This is a genomic window from Candidatus Hydrogenedentota bacterium (assembly GCA_016791475.1).
Lineage (GTDB): Bacteria > Hydrogenedentota > Hydrogenedentia > Hydrogenedentales > JAEUWI01 > JAEUWI01.
Window position 1 is genome coordinate 34,248 of record JAEUWI010000043.1, and the last position, 18,430, is coordinate 52,677.

At 61.3% G+C, this 18,430-nt stretch carries 12 protein-coding genes; 7 read left to right on the forward strand and 5 right to left on the reverse strand.

Annotation, left to right across the window (positions count from 1 at the left end):
* Positions 1 to 177: 177 nt before the first annotated feature.
* The 4 genes from JNK74_20245 (at position 178) to JNK74_20260 (ending at position 2,482) form a co-directional block, all read left to right on the forward strand.
* Entirely contained in the window at positions 178 to 1,212 is a 1,035-nt protein-coding gene (locus JNK74_20245) for an exo-alpha-sialidase (GenBank protein ID MBL7648517.1), read from the forward strand.
* An 86-nt stretch (positions 1,213 to 1,298) separates the two neighbouring features.
* Positions 1,299 to 1,571 carry a CopG family ribbon-helix-helix protein gene (locus tag JNK74_20250; protein MBL7648518.1) on the forward strand — a complete coding sequence of 91 codons (273 nt, stop codon included), beginning with the start codon at positions 1,299 to 1,301 and terminating at the stop codon, positions 1,569 to 1,571.
* Positions 1,559 to 1,855 (forward strand): type II toxin-antitoxin system RelE/ParE family toxin, encoded by a 297-nt coding sequence (locus tag JNK74_20255; GenBank protein ID MBL7648519.1) that lies wholly within the window; start codon positions 1,559 to 1,561, stop codon positions 1,853 to 1,855. The genes JNK74_20250 and JNK74_20255 overlap by 13 nt, the downstream gene beginning before the upstream one ends.
* 147 nt (positions 1,856 to 2,002) lie before the next feature.
* On the forward strand, positions 2,003 to 2,482 hold the full coding sequence (locus JNK74_20260) for a cupin domain-containing protein (protein MBL7648520.1): 480 nt from the start codon (positions 2,003 to 2,005) through the stop codon (positions 2,480 to 2,482).
* Positions 2,483 to 2,601: 119 nt separating this feature from the next.
* On the opposite strand, the gene JNK74_20265 is transcribed toward JNK74_20260, so the two are convergent.
* From JNK74_20265 to JNK74_20275, 3 genes are all read right to left on the reverse strand, one after another.
* On the reverse strand, positions 2,602 to 3,339 hold the full coding sequence (locus JNK74_20265) for a DUF1080 domain-containing protein (protein ID MBL7648521.1): 738 nt from the start codon (positions 3,337 to 3,339) through the stop codon (positions 2,602 to 2,604).
* 269 nt (positions 3,340 to 3,608) lie between these two features.
* A complete protein-coding gene (locus JNK74_20270) occupies positions 3,609 to 3,992 on the reverse strand; it encodes a GxxExxY protein (GenBank protein ID MBL7648522.1) in 384 nt (127 codons plus the stop codon).
* A gap of 394 nt (positions 3,993 to 4,386) precedes the next feature.
* On the reverse strand, positions 4,387 to 5,724 hold the full coding sequence (locus tag JNK74_20275; protein MBL7648523.1) for a Gfo/Idh/MocA family oxidoreductase: 1,338 nt from the start codon (positions 5,722 to 5,724) through the stop codon (positions 4,387 to 4,389).
* 307 nt (positions 5,725 to 6,031) lie between these two features.
* On the opposite strand from JNK74_20275, the gene JNK74_20280 reads away from it, so the two are divergent.
* The 3 genes from JNK74_20280 (at position 6,032) to JNK74_20290 (ending at position 13,965) form a co-directional block, all read left to right on the forward strand.
* The gene (locus tag JNK74_20280; GenBank protein ID MBL7648524.1) at positions 6,032 to 7,588 is read left to right on the forward strand and encodes a hypothetical protein; all 1,557 of its coding nucleotides are present in this window, start codon (positions 6,032 to 6,034) and stop codon (positions 7,586 to 7,588) included.
* Positions 7,589 to 7,819: 231 nt separating this feature from the next.
* A complete protein-coding gene (locus JNK74_20285; GenBank protein ID MBL7648525.1) occupies positions 7,820 to 11,674 on the forward strand; it encodes a transporter substrate-binding domain-containing protein in 3,855 nt (1,284 codons plus the stop codon).
* Positions 11,671 to 13,965 (forward strand): response regulator, encoded by a 2,295-nt coding sequence (locus JNK74_20290; GenBank protein MBL7648526.1) that lies wholly within the window; start codon positions 11,671 to 11,673, stop codon positions 13,963 to 13,965. The genes JNK74_20285 and JNK74_20290 overlap by 4 nt, the downstream gene beginning before the upstream one ends.
* Before the next feature lie 5 nt (positions 13,966 to 13,970).
* Here the strand turns inward: JNK74_20290 and JNK74_20295 are convergent, their stop codons facing one another.
* Together JNK74_20295 and JNK74_20300 are read right to left on the reverse strand one after the other, a co-directional pair.
* Positions 13,971 to 15,416 (reverse strand): DUF1501 domain-containing protein, encoded by a 1,446-nt coding sequence (locus JNK74_20295; GenBank protein ID MBL7648527.1) that lies wholly within the window; start codon positions 15,414 to 15,416, stop codon positions 13,971 to 13,973.
* A gap of 176 nt (positions 15,417 to 15,592) precedes the next feature.
* On the reverse strand, positions 15,593 to 18,046 hold the full coding sequence (locus JNK74_20300; GenBank protein ID MBL7648528.1) for a DUF1553 domain-containing protein: 2,454 nt from the start codon (positions 18,044 to 18,046) through the stop codon (positions 15,593 to 15,595).
* Positions 18,047 to 18,430: the final 384 nt, after the last annotated feature.

Below are 18,430 nucleotides of genomic sequence, written 5' to 3' on the forward strand. Positions count from 1 at the left end.
TCGAGTGGCGTAGTATAAGGGACGGCGACGGGCTTTTCGCAATGTTACGGGACGGGTGTGGTGGATGATCGGGCCGATCGGGCGGATCGGACCGATCTTAGTGTAGAGAAGTTGCAGCGTGTTGGGCGAATGTCCCATGATCGCGGTTGAACAATCACCAACGAGGAAATAGACCCCATGCGAATTCCCGGACCTTCTGTTGCCCTTCTGGCGCAAATCATGATCGCTTTTGCTACCTTCGCCGAGGCCCCCTTCCACCTCACAGTAGTCCCTTCGGGCCCGGAGAATCCGCGCAACAGCGAGGCGGCGATTATTCCCTTGAAGGATGGTTCACTGCTTCTGGGCTGGTCGGAGTTTTATGGTGCGAATGGCGAAGACCATGCGCCGGCGCGTCTTTCGGGAAAGGTGTCGAAGGACGGCGGCCGCACCTGGGGGGAGAAATACACGCTGGTGGAGAATGATGGTGGCTGCAATGTGATGGAGGTGAATTTCCTCCGGAGCACGACTGGCGGGATTCACCTGTTTTACTGTCAGAAGAACAGTGAGAGCACGGATTGCCGGGTGATGCTGCGTACTTCGGAAGATGAAGGCAAGACGTGGATCAACCCGGTGCAGATCAGCCCGGACGGCAAGTACACGGGCCTGACGAATGGGCGTTCCTTTCGCCTGGCTTCGGGGCGCATCGTGCTGGAGGCGTGGGAAGGGAATGACGGCTACTGTTATCTTTCCGACGACGACGGCAAGACCTGGCGCGAGTCGCAGCGCGTGCGGCCGGGGGATGGCTGCTGGGAGCCGGCGGCCATCGAGTTGAAGGACGGGCGGGTGCTGATGATGATGCGCACGGGCCTGGGCGGCCAGTATCAGAGCTTTTCCAGCGACGGCGGCGAGACGTGGAGTACGCCGGAGCCGTCGGCCTTGAAGGGCTCGGCCGCGCCGGTGTCCTTGAGTCGGATTCCTGGAACGGGCGAGATTCTGGCGGCTTGGAATCACAATCCGGGGCGCGACCTGCGGAATCCCTTTACGGCGGCGATCTCGAAGGACGAAGGCGCGACGTGGGAGAATTTCAAGAACATCGAAGAGAACGACACGGGCGCGTGGGCCTATCCGGCGGTGACGTGGGTGGGCGACGAGGCGCTGCTGACCTATTTCAGCTACGGGAGCGGGTTGTCTCTGGAGTTGAAGATTTTGCCGAAGGGCTGGTTTACCGGGTGAGAATACAGGGACAACGGTATGCAAGATCGCGTAGTTTGTGTTAAGGTATCCATAGGTACTACCTGTTAATATCGAGGTGTCTTGCCATGGCAACGTCGATTAAAATCGATGATGATCTCAAGTTCCGCATCCAGCAGCTTGCGGAACTTCGGCGACGTTCTCCTCACTGGATCATGCAGGAGGCTATTCGTGAATACGTTGCACGTGAAGAAAGCAGGGAAAGCTTTAAACAGGAAGCACTGGAATCCTGGGCAAGGTACCAGGAAACCGGACTTCACCTGACCGGCGAAGAGGCGCGCGAATGGTTGAGCCGTTGGGGTACCGACGATGAATCGGAAATCCCGGCGTGCCACGAGTAATAATCACTGCGGGTGCCGCCCGTGGCTTAGAGCGCTGTCGCCTGTTCCTGGCGGAAAAAAATTCTCAAGCCTCCCGACGGGCGGGCCAATCCATCGCGCAGAAATTTGAACTTCTTGAGACCACGCCCGAAATCGGAAGACCCTGGGAGGATTTGCCTGAACTGCGCGAACTAATCATCCCCTTTGGCAGCACCGGTTACGTTGCACTCTATCGCCACGACCGCGGCGCGGATACCGTATATATTCTCGCCTTTCGCCACCAGAAGGAAGCGGGCTATCAGTGAGTGTGGAATCGCCCGTCGAGAATGACTAGTCTCTGGGAATGTGATTCCTCAATATGATTTCTTACGGGTGCCGGAGTGTGCCCATTCGTGGTTCGATTGCTCCCTATTCTCCGACCTACCGCATCAAGCATGAGAGGACTTACTTTTATGGAATCCACAGCAAAAATGGGCGTCGTTGGAAAAGGTCAGGGCGAGGCCTATTGGGTCATGGGCGCGAAGTATACCTTCAAGGCCAACGGCGTGGACAATGGCGGGGCCTACATGATGTTTGAGGCCGAAGTGCCGCCCGCGCCGGGTCCCCCGCCCCATGTTCACACACGTGAGGACGAGATGTTTTATGTGATGGAGGGCGAACTGACGGTCATGCTGGATGGCCAGGTGTCGAAGGCCACGGCGGGCACGACGATCATCTTGCCGCGCAACATCAAGCACACCTTCTGGAACGAATCGGATGGCGTGGCCCGTGCGCTGGTGCTTGCGTCGCCCGCACCGATTGAGGAATTCTTCAAGGAAATCGGGCAGCGGGTGGTGAGCGAAGACGAGACGCCGCCGCCGGTGACGCCGGAGATGATCGCCCATGTTTATGCGACTGCGGAGCGCTACGGGATGGTGCTGGATCGCCCGTGAGGGACTGCCTCGCGGGGGGCCGTTGTCGGCGCGCGTGAATTTGGTGTGATAGGACCGATAGGGTGCATGTCCAATCCATCGGTCCTATCCGTCTTATTCGTCGAATAGCCCACGGCCATCTACTCTTTCTTCGCCGCCTCCACGACCGGCGCGGATTGCTCTGGCGTGGTCACTCCTGGGGGCAGTTCCATGATCTGGATTTTGCGGAAGTGGATTTCCGCGCCTTCGGATTCGAGGCAGAGGTAGCCTTTTTTCACGGAGGCTTTGCTGATGCCGTTCACGAATTTTCCGTTGACGGAGAGCTTCACGGTGCCATCCACCGCCACCACGTCGTAGTAGTTCCATTCGCCTTTGGGCAGGCAGCGGTTTTCGATGGACTTGCTGCGCTCGCCACGGGGATTGTCGGGCACGGTGGTCATGCCGTTGGCCCCGAAGAGTTCGCCGTGGACGTAGGCGATGGGCCGGGGCTCGCCGTTCTCTTCGCGGTTGAGGAAGGGCCATTCGAGTTCGAGCATCTGCACTTCCATGCCTTTGGGAAGCTGACGGCCCTCGGGGACGGTGCCCTCGCTCCAGAGAAAGACGCCGGAGTTACCGCCGGGCTCCATATGCCGCCATTCAACGTGGAGGATGAAGTTCTCGTACTGCTTCTCGCTGCGCATGACGCCGATGGGCAGGCCGGTGCAGATGAGGAGGCCATCCTCCACGCGCCAGGTTTCGGGGCTCGTGTTGACGTCGACCCAGCCCGTGAGATCTTTGCCGTTGAAGAGATCGACGAAGGCGCCGGCCTGGGTGGGCTCGGCGTGGGAACTCAGACAGATATTAAGAGTACACAGGACAATCGTTGCTAAACGCTTCATGGCTCGACTCCAGCATCAAGAAACATGGGTTGGGTGCGATTCACAGGCTTTCAGGTCGCGGCACCAATTCCGAGAAAATAAATTCTCACACAGATCTTCACAGATTTTCACGGATCTTACCAGCCCGAGATTATGCGAATTCGAACGAGTTAGGATTTACGCCCCGGCCCCGGCACCGCGACGTCCAAGTCTTATCTGTGCGGATCTGTGAAGATCTTCGAGGGGAAATATTAGTCTCCATCCAATATCGACATACTTTGCGTTGTCCTTCAGAGCACCACCCGCTTGTATTCCAACTCTGGGCGCTTAAAGTTCAAAATAAGCCCCACGGGCAACCGGGTAATCCGAAGATAGTTCAACATCTGGGCTATCTCGTTCTGACCAATCCTTTCGATCACTTTGAGGTCCACGATTACCTGCCCATAGGCGATCAGATCCGGCACGTATTTGCCAACATCAACGCCCTTGTAGTGGACGCGATAGGATGGTTGCTGCTGGAAGGGAATGCCTCTCAATTTAAACTCCACGATCATGGCGTTCTCGTAGGGTTTTTCCAGTAGACCGGACTTCAACTCACTCAGCACTTCCATGCCGCAACCGATTAGCTCATAGGTCTCTTTCCCGAGGGGAAATCGCTTGAAATCTTCGTGCATGTGAACAACCCCTTCTATCACCGTTCACCAATCCCATATCGAACCAAATCTCGGGCCAATACTGCCACGGAGTGTTCCAGAACTTCCATCCGACTACCCTGACGCATATAGGCAGGCCGATCAAATACTTGAGGCGAATGGACTTCCCACAGATCTTCACAGATGCGCACAGATCAAAATGGTCAAAGCTCACCTTGTGTTGCCAGGACAAGGCTCTACTCCGGGATCGGCCGAATATCCTTCTGTCCGGCTGCAGGATTGGACCGTAAAGAGCGGCCTGTGCCCTCTTTATCTGTGAGAATCTGTGAAGATCTGTGGGAAAATGAAAACCCCGAAGAGAAGTTCGCCGATCATGCCGGCCTTTCTTCCCTTCGGGGCATTTCTTTTCAGAGTACTATAATCCCTTTACCTCGAAGCCTTCGCGGTATTTGCGGCGGAGGAGTTTGTTGGCGTCGGCGTTGCCGTTGAATTTGCAGCGCTTGGCGTTCCATTCGAGGGTCTGGCCGGGCATGCGGTTGGCGATGTTGCCGAGGAGCACGGCTTCGGCCAAGGGGCCGGCGAAGTCGAAGTTGGAGCCGCAGATCACGCCCTCTTTGCCGAGGCACGCGTCCACGAATTCGTGGTAGTGGTTGCCGTCGGGCTGGTTGGGGACTTCGTACTTCTCATAGGCCGCGACGGGGTGGAGCTGGGGCCGGCCCACGTGGGGGATGATGAGCGTGCCGACTTCACCGACGAGCATGGAGCCGCTCGGGGGCAGTTCGTAGTCTTCGGCGAGGTGGGGCGACAGCTTGGTCTCGGGCTTGAGGTAGCCGTCGCGCCAGGTGCCGATGATGGTGTCGTAGGCGGTCATTTCCGTGCCGGGGAAGAGGTAGGTGGACACGGTCCATCCGGGGTGGACGATGTCGCTGTAGCTTTCGGCGTAGGCGCTGATGGAGATGGGGTTCGTCAGGCCGAGCGCGGAATAGATGGGATCAAAGATGTGGCAGCCAAAGTCGCCGACCGCGCCACCGCCATAGTCGCGGTAGCGGCGCCACCAGAAGGGGTGGTATTCCTTGTCCTTATAGGGAATGAGGGGCGCGGTGCCGCACCAGAGGTTCCAATCCACGTTGGGGGGAATGGGATCGCTGCCGGCGGGGAATTTCTTATCGGGCGTCGTGAAGATGGTGCCGACCCAGGAGTGCCATTCCTTGACCTTGCCAATGGCGCCGGTTTTCACGAGCTCGACGGCGGTGCGGTAGAACTCGTGGGAGTGGATCTGGTTGCCCATCTGGGTGACGACGCCGGCCTTGCGGGCGGCCTCGGTGACTTTGCGAGCTTCGTAGACTTCGTGGGTCAGGGGCTTTTCGCAGAAGACGTGGAGACCCTGGCGAATGGCGGAAATGGACGCCGGCGCGTGGGTGTGGTCGGGGGTGGAGACGTTGACGGAATCGATCTTGCCCTCTTCCTGGACCAGCATCTCGCGCCAGTCGCGGTAGAGGCGGGCCTTGGGATAGAGCTCGGCGGCGCGCTTGAGGTTGACCTCGTCAATGTCGCAGAGGGCCACGACGTCCACCATTTCATGGCTGGCGATGTTGCCGAGGTCGTGGGCGCCCTGGGCGGCGACACCGATACCGGCGTGCTGCAGCTTGCTGTTGGCGGGCTGGGCGAAGCTCAGCCGGGGCAGGATGAGGGGCGCCGCGCTCGCGAAAGCGGCCTGCTTGAGAAATGTTCTACGCGATTGGGGTTGTTTCATGGGCGTTGCTCCGCGTCTTGACGCTGTAGTGTCCGGGCCGCACCGGTATGGGAATCACCGATTGCCAGCGGCCCGCAGGAATGTCGGCGTGTAGTGTAACGAGCGGACGGGCGGAACGCAATCTTGGCGGCACTCGGCGTTTCGAACTGGAAATCGCCGTATCGGATTCATCCAAAGGGTGGGGTTAAACCCACAAGTCGGATCCGGCGCTTTAGTCCATACTGGAAGCTGGTCCTGTGGGCAGGGCCTGGTTGTCCACGCAAACATCGCGCTGCCGCGCCAGGGGCGGGCGAGGAGGAGCCCGGAAATGGAATCGATCAATCGTCGTGAGTTCATGCATTTGTCCACGGCCGCCGGGGCACTGGGGGCCAATCTGGTCCTGGGCGGGGCGACGGCGGCCCCGGTCGCGCGCGGAGTGGAGAAGGGCGCGGGCGGCTATGTGGATCGGATCGCCTTTGGCCCCTGGATGAACGACACGCGCACGTCTCCCCTGCCCTTCGCGTCGTGGCCGGTGGATGCCTTTGACGATGTGACGGTGCAGAGCCTGATCGACACCTTCGAGCTGAACGAGCAGTTCGGCTACAACATCTACGATATCTTCGGGCTTTTCTCGACGTGGGGCTGGCCGGTGGACATTGTGAGCGCCGCCACGCCGGAGCGGACGGCCCGGGTGCGGAAGGTGCTGAAGGCGGCCCACCGCCGGAATATCAAGGTTATCTGTGGGATGGGCATTTACAGTTGGGGCTTTGACGAGATCATCAAGGCGCATCCGGAGGTCACCTCGCCCAACCAGCAGTATCCGAACGAACACGTCATGTGCGCCTCGAAAGAGGCCTCGTGGGAGTGGCAGAAGAAAATCGTGGACTTCATGATGACGTGGGAGATTGACGGGTTCCACCTGGAGGCCGCCGATCTGGGTCGGTGCACGTGCCCGGAGTGCATGACGAAGTGGCCGCGAAACCCGGCCTATTTCTGCGATATCACGGCGCGTACCGCGCGGTACATCCGCGAGAAGATGCCGGACGCCTACATTATGCTGACCACGATAAGCTGGGCGGACTGGACCGTGGGCTTTCTGGAAGAGGACCGGGCTGCGCTGGCGGCGATCAGCGATACGGTGGATTGCGCCTTCGATCAGGGACACCACGCCTGCTATGTTCGCCCCCCGGCGCGAAAGCCTTTTATCGAGGAACTGAAGTGCCGTTTCGGCACTTCGGGCGGCATCTGGGTCTATCCCACGTGCACCTGGGATCGGCTCCAGTGGTTTCTCCCCTATCCGCGTCAGACGGGCACCCATATGAAGGAACTTTATGCCGATGGGGGCCGGGGAATGCTTTATTACCAGGGCCCGCCCAACAATCCGGGCGTGGAGATCAACATCGCCTTTGGCGGCGAGTGCATGCGACATCCCGAGCGGAGCATTGAAGAGAACCTGGGTGCTGTTCTGGAGGTCCTGTACAAGCCGAAGACCCCGGCGGCGCTTGATGCCCTCGTGGCGCTGGTGCTGGCGGCGGAAGACGCCTATTTCAACAACATGGACTGGGACGAGCAGCACATGTTCCTGAAGGGTCTGTCGCTGTTTCCCGGACCGGGCGAGCTGCACCTTTCCCGCCCGATCACGGGTATCTATGGCACGCCGGACTATCTTTTCGAGCCCCACATGACCTTTGACGGGCGCATGGCCTACAACCACGCGCTTTCCGCCGTGCTGGAGCAGGCCTACGCCATCGGGGAGCAGTTTGAGGCTCAGGACAAGATAGTTCGCCTGCAGACGTCGATTTTGAACGCCCAGATGATGCTTCGGGCGTCGATCACGACCCAGCAGTGGCAGGAACAACAGGCGGCGGCGCGAAAGCAGCCGTAGCACCACGCCGCCCCGGATTTGTCGCATCACGCGCTTGATTTTATAGAATTTCACCCCAGTCGCAGGCCTTCACATTGCAACTATATTGCGCTATGTGGTATAGCCTAGGAAGATTGAGTCTGCGGCGGATACCCTTTGATCGTGCCTTCCTCCATCCAGGAGAACGGCCGCGGCGGGCTCTTACAGGGGACGGTTCTATTGCTTAACTGGCTTCGTATGAAATCATGCGCCATGCGGCACGCCGGGCTGCCCCTTGCCACCTTGCTCGCTTGCCTTTGGGCGATACCTGCGGCGGCACAGATTCAGACTCCGGTGGACCTGAATTTGAGCGCGGAAGAACGCGCCTGGGTCGCGGCGCACCCGGTCCTTCGTACGGCGGCGGTGCCCGATTGGCCGCCCTTCGATTATGTCACGACGGAGGGCGCCTACGAGGGCATCAATGCCGACATGTTGCGCCGGATAGCGCGCATGGCGGGCTTCACGATAGAACCGGTAACGCGGAGCTGGCCGGAGCTGTACCGCATGCTCCGTGAGAAGGAGCTGGACCTGTGCCCCGGCATGCAGGCTTCGCCGGAGCGCGCGGAGCACCTGCTCTTCACCGAGCCGCTGGTGAATTTTCCTCTGGCCATTTACTCCCGAAGCGATGGCCCGACCTTTAACGCGATGGAGGAGCTCACGGGGCACGCGATTGTTGTGGAGCGTGACTATTACGAGGACGAGTATCTTCGCGATCATTTTCCCGACCTGAAGCGGATTCAGGTAGACAACTCGCTCCAGGCCCTGCTGAAGGTTTCGTCCGGGGAGGCCGACGCGTATATCGGCAATATTGCGGTAACCTCGTATTTAATCGAGAAGAACGTCCTGCCGAATCTGAAGATCGGGGGCTACGTGAACCTGGGCGATCACGCGCTTTCCATCGGGGTGCGATCGGACTATCCTATACTGGTGTCGATCCTGAACAAGGGGATCGCCGCCCTCTCCGCGACGGAGAAGCGGACGATTATTGATCGCTACGTGAGCGCGGGCGAGAGCGTGGCGCTTACGGTTGCGGAGCGGCAGTGGATAGCGGCCCATCCGGAGCTCCGGATGGGGATCGATCCTGAGTTCGCCCCTTTTGAGATTGTGGGCCCGGACGGCAGCTATCAGGGCATTGCGGCGGATGTCGTGGCCTTGCTGAACCAGCGCCTGGGGATCAATATGAGGGTGGTTCACAACACGTCCTGGAGCGATGCGCTTCAACTGGCGCGTGAAAAGTCTCTGGATGTGCTGCCGTGCATGAGCACGTCCGAGGAGCGCCAAAGCTATCTGGCATTCACGGAGCCCTATCTTACGTTTCACCGGGTTGTGGTCACGCGCCTGGACTCGCCGTTCTACGGCCGGCTGGACGATCTGGCGGGGCTGCGCGTGGCGGTTCAACAGAACACGTCGCACCATGCGTTCATCACGGAAGAGACGTCGCTTCAACCGGTGCTGTACCCGACCTTCGTGGACACGCTTTCGGCGGTGGCCCGGGGGGAAGTGGACTGCGCGGTCGGCAATGCCGCGACCACATCGTACTGGATCAAGAAGTTGAGTCTTTCCAGCTTGAAGCTTGCGGTACCTGTGGGCGATACGGCGGAGACCCTTCGCTTCGGCGTTCGGAAGGACTGGCCGGAGCTGGCGGGGATCCTGAACAAGGGGATTGCGAGCCTGACGGAGGCGGATATTCAATCGATCCGGAACCGGTGGGTTGACGTGAACGTGCAACCTTCGTTTGACGTGCGGCGGATCGGCGCGATCGCGGCGACCGTGGTGGCCCTGATCCTGCCGCTGGTGGCGCTTGTGGGGGTCCACAACCGGCGCCTGCGGCGGGAAATCAATTCCCGGCTGATGGCAGAGGCGGCGCTTCGGGAGAGCGAGGAGAATTACCGGAGTCTGGTGGAAGGGGCCAACAGCATAATCCTGCGCATGTCCACGGACGGGCGGGTGTTGTTCCTGAACAGTTTTGGCGAGCGCTTTCTGGGTTATACGTCGAGTGAGATTGTGGGGAAGAGCATTATCGGCACGATCGTTCCGGAGACCGAGACCAGCGGGCGCGATCTCCGCGGGCTTATGGAGGAGTTGGGGCACAATCCGGAGTACTACGAGGTCAACGAGAACGAGAACATGACGCGGGACGGGCGGCGGGTATGGGTGGCGTGGACGAACCGGCCCTTTCATGACAGCCGGGGCAAGTTGACCGAGGTCCTTTGCGTTGGGAATGACGTGACGGCGCACCGCCAGGCGGCGGAGATGTTGCGGCGCTACGAGTTCATCGTGAATACGGTGAGCAACATGATGAGCGTGATCAACGCGCGGGGCTGCTATGAAGCGGTGAACGACGCGTGGTGTTCGGCGACGGGCCGCTCCCGGGAGGAAGCGCTGGGCAAGTCGGTGGCTTCGGTGTGGCCGGAGCAGGTGGCGCACAATATCATCCTGCCGCGCCTTGAGCGCTGTTTTCAGGGCGAGCTGGTGGCCTATGAGGCGACCATCCCGCTGCCGACATCGGGGGAGCGCATCTGCGAAGTGGCCATGTACCCCTTCAAAGACGAGACCGATCATCAGGTGCGGGCGATTGTCGTGGCGCAGGATGTTACGGATCGCAAGCAGGTTGAGCTGGCGCTGCAGGAGGCGAAGCGGGCGGCCGAGGCGGGTAACCGGGCCAAGAGCGCTTTCCTGGCGAACATGTCGCACGAGATCCGCACGCCCATGAACGCGGTGCTCGGCTACACACAGTTGCTCCAACGATCGCCGAACCTCTCGCCGGAGCAGGAGCACGCCTTGAAGGCCATTCGCCGGAGCGGCGACCACCTGCTGGCGCTGATCAGCGACATTCTTGAACTTTCCCGGATTGAGGCCGGGCACGTGGAGCTCAGCCCCGAGACCTTCAGTCTCGCGGGTCTGCTCGGCGACCTCGACCTCATGTTTCGGGTTCGTACGGACGCCAAGGGGCTGGGGCTCACCTTTGACGTGGCGGAGGAGGTGCCGCCCCATCTGGTGGCGGACCGAGGCCGGGTCCAGCAAGTGCTGATCAATCTCATCGGCAATGCGGTGAAATTTACCGAGCGGGGTGGCATCGTGGTTCGGGTACGGAGCGAGTCGGCATTCCCTGACGATCTGGACGCCCCGCTGCTGGTCTGCATGGAAGTGGAAGACACGGGCCACGGCATGGATACGATGCACCTGGACGCGATATTTGGCAGCTTCGAGCAGGTGGATTCGTCGCCCGCGCGCAATGAAGGCGCGGGCCTGGGCCTGACCATCAGCCGCAATTTTGCGCGCCTGATGGGGGGCGATGTGGTGGTTTCCGCGCAACCCGGGCAGGGTAGCTGCTTCACGTTTACCTTTCGCTCGGTGGCGGGCGCGGCGGGCGACCTGCCCGCGCCGCCGGAGTACCGACAGGTGCTTGGAATCGAAACCGGAACGGGGCCCTGGCGGGTGCTGGTGGTGGATGATCGGGACACGAATCGCGACGTGCTGGTGCGCATGCTCCAGCCCCTTGGCTTTGAAACACGGGAAGCTTCCAACGGGCTTGAGGGATTGGAAGTATTCGAGTCGTGGCGGCCGCAGGTGGTGCTGGTGGACATCGTCATGCCGGTCATGGACGGGAAGGAAGCGATACGCCGGATGCGGGCCCTGCCGGACACGGACGGTGTGGCCATTGTCGCACTGACCGCGAGCACCCTGCAGGAAGAGCGCCAGACGGTGCTGGCGCTGGGCGCCAATGCGTTCCTGCGGAAGCCCTTTCGCGAGGAAGACCTGCTGGAGGCTATCCGGGTTCATGCCCATATCAATTATATCTACAGCGACGAGATGAGCGAGCCGAGCCCGATTGAGGGAGAACAGCTCTCGATCACCCAGGCGCGCGCGGCGCTGGGTGGCCTCCCCCCCGCGCTGATCGCCCGGCTTCGGTCGATTGTGATGCGCGGCGCAATCAACGAATCCAGGACCATCGTCGAAGAAATTCACCCCTATGACCCCCACCTGGCCGATCTGGTGCGGCAGCGCGCCGAGGGCTATGTGCTGGACGAACTCCATGCGCTTTGGGAAGAGGATCCAACCCCATGATGACGTCACCCGCCGAATTCAGTCCGGGCCGTACCGACATACTGATTGTCGACGACAACCCGGAAAACCTCAAGGTGCTGGGCGATTTCCTTGTCGAGCAGGGCTATCAGGTGCGCGCGGCGCGCGATGGGCGGCAGGCGCTGGCGAGTGTGCTCGCCCAGCCGCCGGCGCTGGTGCTGCTGGACATTCACATGCCTGTGCTCGACGGCTACGAGACGTGCAGGCAGATGAAGGCGATTGAAGGGTTCGAAGACACGCCGGTCATCTTCCTGAGTGCGCTGGGCGAGACCTTCAACAAGGTGAAAGCATTTGAGTGCGGCGGGTCCGACTACATGACCAAGCCCTTTGAGCTCGAAGAGGTGCGGGTGCGCGTGGCGAACCATCTCCAGTCGAGTCTGCTGCTGGCGGAGAGCAAGGCGGGCTTCCGGGCGAGCTTCGAGCAGTCGGCGGCGGGGATGGCCCATGTGCGGGTGGAGGGCGAACTGTTCGCGGTGAACCGCCGCCTGTGTGAAATGCTCGGCTACACGCGGGAAGAACTCCTGGCACGCGGGGTCGGCGAGTTGTTTGAGGATGCTTCGGCGGACTATATCCGGGGCTGCCTGAACGAACTACGGAACGGAGACTGCGAACGAACCGCCGCGGAAGTTCGCGCGCGCCGAAAGTCGGGCGAAGCGCTCTGGTGCAGGATTGCCATTTCTCTGGTTCAGATTTCGCCGGGTACGGCCCCCTATGTGGCCGCGCTTTTCGAGGATATTTCCGAGCGCAAGCGGGCGGAGGGCGATCGCTGGCGGCTGGCGGCCGCCCTTGAGCAGGCGCCGGACGCCATTGCTATTGTCGATCTGGACTGGAAAGTGGTGTATGCGAACGCCGCCTACCTGGGCGTCACGGGTCACGATCGCGATGAGGTACTTGGCGGCCTGCTACCCCTTGCGGACCCGCGGGCCAATGAGCATGCGGATGAAATTCGCGCCCTCGTCGGAACCGGAGGCGTCTGGCGGGGACGTGGACGGGGCGTCCGCAGGACGGGCGAGCGATTCACCGAAGAGCAGACCCTGGCGCCGCTTCGGGGGAGCGAGGGCGAGGTAATCAACTATGTGGCGATCCTCCGGGATATAACGCGGCAGGTCGGGCTGGAGGAGCAGCTCCGACAGTCGCAGAAGATGGAAGCGATTGGCACACTGGCGGCGGGCATCGCCCACGACTTCAACAATCTGCTGGCGGCGATCGGCGGGTTCACGGAGTTGGCCCTGGATGACGTTCCGGACGAGAGCGAGGCGGGTGTGTGTCTTCGCGAGGTGACCGGAGCCACGCGGCGGGCGACGGAACTGGTGCGGCAGATACTGGCGTTCGGGCGGCATTCGGAGTATACGATCCGGCCCGTGCTGATCCAGGATGTCGCCCGCGAAGTGCTCCGGCTGCTGCGGCGCACGATTCCGCCGCACATCGACATCCAGCCGGACGTGGACGACAGTTGCAGCCCGGTGCTGGCGGACGCGACGGCCATCCACCAGGTGATGATGAATCTGGGGACGAATGCTTTTCACGCGATGCAGGAATCGGGCGGTGTACTGGGGATTCGCGTGACCCAGGTGGACGTTGGCGCGGAAGCCATCCTGGGTAGTCCCGATCTCAACCCCGGACTTTATGTTCGCATCGATGTGAGCGACACGGGCCATGGCATGGACGAGCAGGTGCGCCAGCGGATCTTTGAACCTTACTTTACGACCAAGGAACGGGGCGACGGGACGGGTCTTGGTCTGGCGACGGTTCACGGGATTGTGGCGGAGCTCAGCGGCGCGATACATGTCTACAGCGAGCCCAACATGGGCTCCACTTTCTCCGTGTTGCTGCCCGCGAATCCCCAGGCGACCCACGGCGAGGGAGACGATTCCCGGAGCGGTCGCGAGATCGGCGGTGGCGAGCGCATCTTGTTTATTGACGACGAGCACACCATTTGCCGGTTCGCCGAGAAAGCACTGGGACGCCTGGGTTATCTCGCGACAACGCAATCGAATCCGCAGCAGGCGCTGGCGGCTTTTGCCGCGGCCCCCGAAGCTTTTGACCTGATTATTACGGACGAGATGATGCCGGGAATGCGCGGATCGGATATGCTGGCGCAGCTCCGGGCCATTCGCCCCGATATTCCGGTCATTCTCTACAGCGGCTTTGCGGAATCGCAACACAAACGGCCCGGCGCGGACTATTCTTTTGACGCCTTTGTGATGAAACCGATGGTCACATCGGAGCTGGCGGCGGCGATCCGGGAGGTGCTGGCGAAGCGGAAGGGATGATGGCGCTACGCCAGAATTGGCTCGACGACATTTCCGAAGACGTCGGTCAGGCGGAAATCCCTTCCCTGGAATCGGAAAGTGAGCCTTTTGTGGTCGATGCCCATCTGGTGGAGCAGGGTGGCGTGGAAGTCGTGGACGGTCACGATGTCCTTCACGGATTTGTAGCCCAGTTCGTCGGTCTCGCCGTGGGTGATGCCGCCTTTGATGCCACCGCCGGCCATCCAGATGGAGAAGCCGTTCATGTGGTGGTCGCGGCCGGGTCCACCTTTGTTGCCCTGTACCATGGGCGTGCGGCCGAATTCGCCGCCCCAGACAATGATGGTGTCTTCGAGCATGCCGCGCTGCTTCAGATCGTTGACGAGGGCGGCGGTAGCCTTGTCCACGTCATTCGCGCAGCCCTGCATGAAGTGCTTCAGGTCGTTGTGGTGATCCCAGTCGCGGTGGTAGAGCTGGATGAAGCGCACGCCCCGCTCGGCCATGCGCCGCGCGAGGAGGCAGTTGAAGGCGAAGGTGCCGTCAGCGCCTTGCGTTCCGTAGGCGTCGAGTATGTGCTGGGGCTCGTCGGAGATATCGACGAGATCGGGCACGCTCGTCTGCATGCGGAAGGCGAGTTCGTACTGGCTGATGCGCGTGGCGATCTCTCCCTCGTCCACATGGGCGTCGTGGATGGTGTTGAGGGCATTGACCGAATCGACGATATCGCGCTGTTGGCCGGGGGAGATACCGGGAGGGTTGCTGACGAAGTGAACGGGGTCGCCGGTGGACTGGAACTTCACGCCCTGGAATTTGCTGGGCAGGAAGCCGCTATGCCACTGGCGGGATGACAGCGGCTGGGGACTGCGGCCTTTGCCGAGGGAAGTCAGCACGATAAAGCCGGGGAGGTTTTCGCATTCGCTGCCGAGGCCATAGAGCAACCAGGAGCCCATGCTTGGGCGACCGGAGATGGCGGTACCGGAGTTCATGAAGGTGTGGGCGGGGTCGTGATTGATCTGATCGGTCTTCATGGAGCGGATGATGCACATGTCGTCCGCGAGCGTGGCGATGTTGGGCAGCAGGGTAGAGATTTCCTGGCCCGACTTGCCGTAGCGTGCGAACTCGAACTGGGAGCCCATGCACTTGAGTTCGGCGCCCTGCAACTGGGCCAGTTGCTCACCTTTGGTGAAAGACTCGGGCATAGGCTGGCCGTCGAGCTGCCGGAGCGCGGGTTTGTAGTCGAAGGTTTCGAGATGGGAGGGTCCACCGGCCATGTAGAGGTAGATGATGCGCTTGGCCTTCGCAGGATGGTGCGTCGGGTTGGTGACGCCCGTCCAGCGCTCTGGTGTGGACGCGCCTGCCGAAAGCAGGCCGGGGTCCAGGAGCGAGGCCAACGCCATGGTGCCGATGCCTTTGGCGGTGCGGCCGAGGAACTGGCGTCGGGTTTGCTGGAGGATGTAGGTCTGTAAAGGGTCCATGGTGGATCTCGCTGAGGACTATTGGGGGCACGGGTTATGGGTCTTATGGGTCGTATGGGTCGTATGGGTCTTATGGGTCTTATGGGTCTTGTGGGACCTTTGAGCGTTTGCGAAGCGGAGCTTCGGGGACCGCATTCCCAAGCGGAGCTTGGGAACGAGTGGAACGGGTGAAACATTCAATATCGATAAATCATCTCGTGGGTATTCAGTATTGTCCGGCTTACCGAACTCCAGGCGGCGAGCTGTATCGGGTCCATGCCTTCCGGGGTGGGCTTCTCCCCCACTTCCAGGAAGCTTGCGGCGGAGGCCGGGTCGCTGGCGAACTGGGCGAGATGCTTCTCATAGAGGTCGGCCAGAATCTGCGCCTCCTCCGGTCGCGGCGCGCGCGACAGGGCCTCGTTCCACGCCCAACGAACGCGATCAGCGGTGGTGTCGCCGCCCTCCGCCAGGATGCGCTCGGCGAAGACCCGCGCGGCTTCGACGTAGATGGGATCGTTCATGAGGGTCAGGGCCTGCTGGGGGGAATTGGAGATGGTGCGCTCGGCGGTGCACTCCTCCCGAGTCGGCGCGTCGAAGGCGAGCAGGCTCGGGTGCAGGTAGGTCCGTTGCCAGTGGGTGTAGACGCCGCGGCGGTACAAGTCCTGCCCCGTGCTGGGCTCGTATTCCCGCGTGGGGAAATTCAGTTCTTTGTAGTAACCTGCCGGCTGGTAGGGCTTCGCCGCCGGACCGCCCATGGCGGGCGAGAGCAGTCCGCTGACCTTGAGGGCGTTGTCGCGCACGAACTCGGCCTCAATCCGGAAGCGGGACTGTCGCGCGAGGAGACGATTGGCGGGGTCGCGCTCTTTGAGGACTGCGTCGGCCATGGAGGACTGTCGGTAGGCGCTGCTGGTCACCATCAGTCGTGCAAGGTGCTTGATATCCCAGCCGCTGTCCATGAACTCGATGGCGAGATAGTCCAGCAACTCCGGATGCTTCGGCCACTCGCCTTGCGAGCCCAGATCGTCCAGCACGCGGGAGATGCCGGTGCCGAAGTAGAGCTTCCACAGTCGATTCGCAAAGACTCGGGCCGTCAGGGGGTTCTCGCGATCGGTGAGCCAGTTGGCCAGATCGAGGCGCGTGGGTCGCGCGCCATTGAGCCAGAGTCCGCCGAGAAATTCGGGCACACCCGGCTCCACCACTTCGCCGGACTCATCCATCCAGTTGCCGCGAGGCAACACGCGGACGGTGCGCGGCTCCATGGTCTCGGTAATCACTGAAGTGTAGATGTTCTGCTCGAAGCTGAATTTCTTCTTTTCCGCTTCCTTGAGTTGCTTTTCCAGATCTTCGCGGCCTGGAGTCGGGGGTGCGCCTTCGGTGGAGACCGGAGGAGCCACGGCGGGAGGCGCCGTGGCAAGGGCGGTCTTCAGATCGGCGATGCGCTGCAGGATGGCGTCGTGCTCGGGTTTTTCCTGGGCATTGGGAAACACGAGGTAGGGCGGGAAGGGACCCTCGTTTCCGCCTTCATTCTGGACACCCATCTCCTTGATATCGGAAAAAAAGGCGCCGAAGCGATAGAAATCCCGAATGGTGAAGGGGTCGAACTTGTGGTCGTGGCACTGGGCGCAGCCGAGAGAGGAACCGAGCCAGACGGAGGCGGTGGTGCGCGTACGATCCGCCGCATAGCGCACGACGTAGTCCTGCTCCTGCGCGCCGCCCTCGCGGGTCACCATATTGAGGCGGTTGTAACCCGTGGCGATACGCTGGGCTTCCGTGGGCTCCGGCAGCAGATCGCCGGCGAGTTGCTCGCGGGTGAACTGATCGAAGGGCATGTTGTCGTTGAAGGCTTTAATCACATAATCGCGGTAGGGCGCAACGCCGCGCACCTGGTCGCCGTGATAGCCGACGGTGTCGGCGTAGCGCACGAGATCCAGCCAGTAGACGGCGAGGCGCTCTCCGAAGTGGGGCGAGGCGAGGAGCCGGTCCACCAGGGACTCATAGGCCTGGGGCGAGTTGTCGAGGAGAAAGGACTGGACCTCGGAAGGTGTGGGCGGTATACCGAGGAGGTCGAAATAGAGGCGGCGGATCAGGGTTTCGCGGGTGGCTTCAGGCGCGGGCTTGAGGCCTTCCTTTTCCAGGTTTGCGAGGATAAACGTGTCGATTGGGTTGCGCGACCATGCGGCGGCCTTGACGGTCGGGGTCGAAGCGGCTTTCGGCTTGATATAGGACCAGTGGGGCTCGTATTCCGCACCCTGGGCGATCCAGCGTTTGAGCAGTTCCAGTTCGCGGGGTGAAACGTGGCGGTTGGAATCTGCGGGCGGCATCTTGTCGTCGGGATCGTCGGTTATGATACGCGCAATGACCTCGCTGGCCCCTGTGTCGCCCGGCGCAATGGCACGGAGTCCCTCTCGATCCACGGTCGCTTCTGCGCGCAGGTCCAGTCGAAGCCCGGCCTTGCGCATGTTCCTATCCGGGCCGTGGCATTGGAAGCATTTATCGGAGAGGATGGGGCGAATATGGCGGTTGAATTCCACGCGTTCGGGCAGGGGATCTTCCGCGTGCGCGAGTGCCGAGAGCGCAAGCAGCGCGGCAATGAGAATGTTGGATCGTACAGCTTTCAAAACATGGGTTCCTCGACCTCGTGCCTGTAGCATTGTAAGCTGATTATACTACAACAGACTTTGGGAGGATGGGCAATTGTTTGTTCACCGCGATGGGGACAATCCCGAGTGGCACTAACTTAGGGTCTGCCGGCCCCAAAAGGGAGACTCGGGGTTGACCGGGGTAGGCTTTTGGTCGGCTGCAGTCCCTGCACCCACAATTTTCCCCCGCTGCGCTCCTCCGTTTGAAGGTGGCACCCGTGGGGCCCGAGGTTGGCCGGGGTGGGGCTTTGATCGGTTGCAGTCCAAACACCCACAAACTCCGTCGCAAGCTCCTCCGTGTGTGGGTGGCACCCGTGGGGCCTGAGGTTGGCCCGGTGGGCCTTTGACCTGTTGAAGTCCAAACACCCACAAACTCCGTCGCAAGCTCCTCCGTGT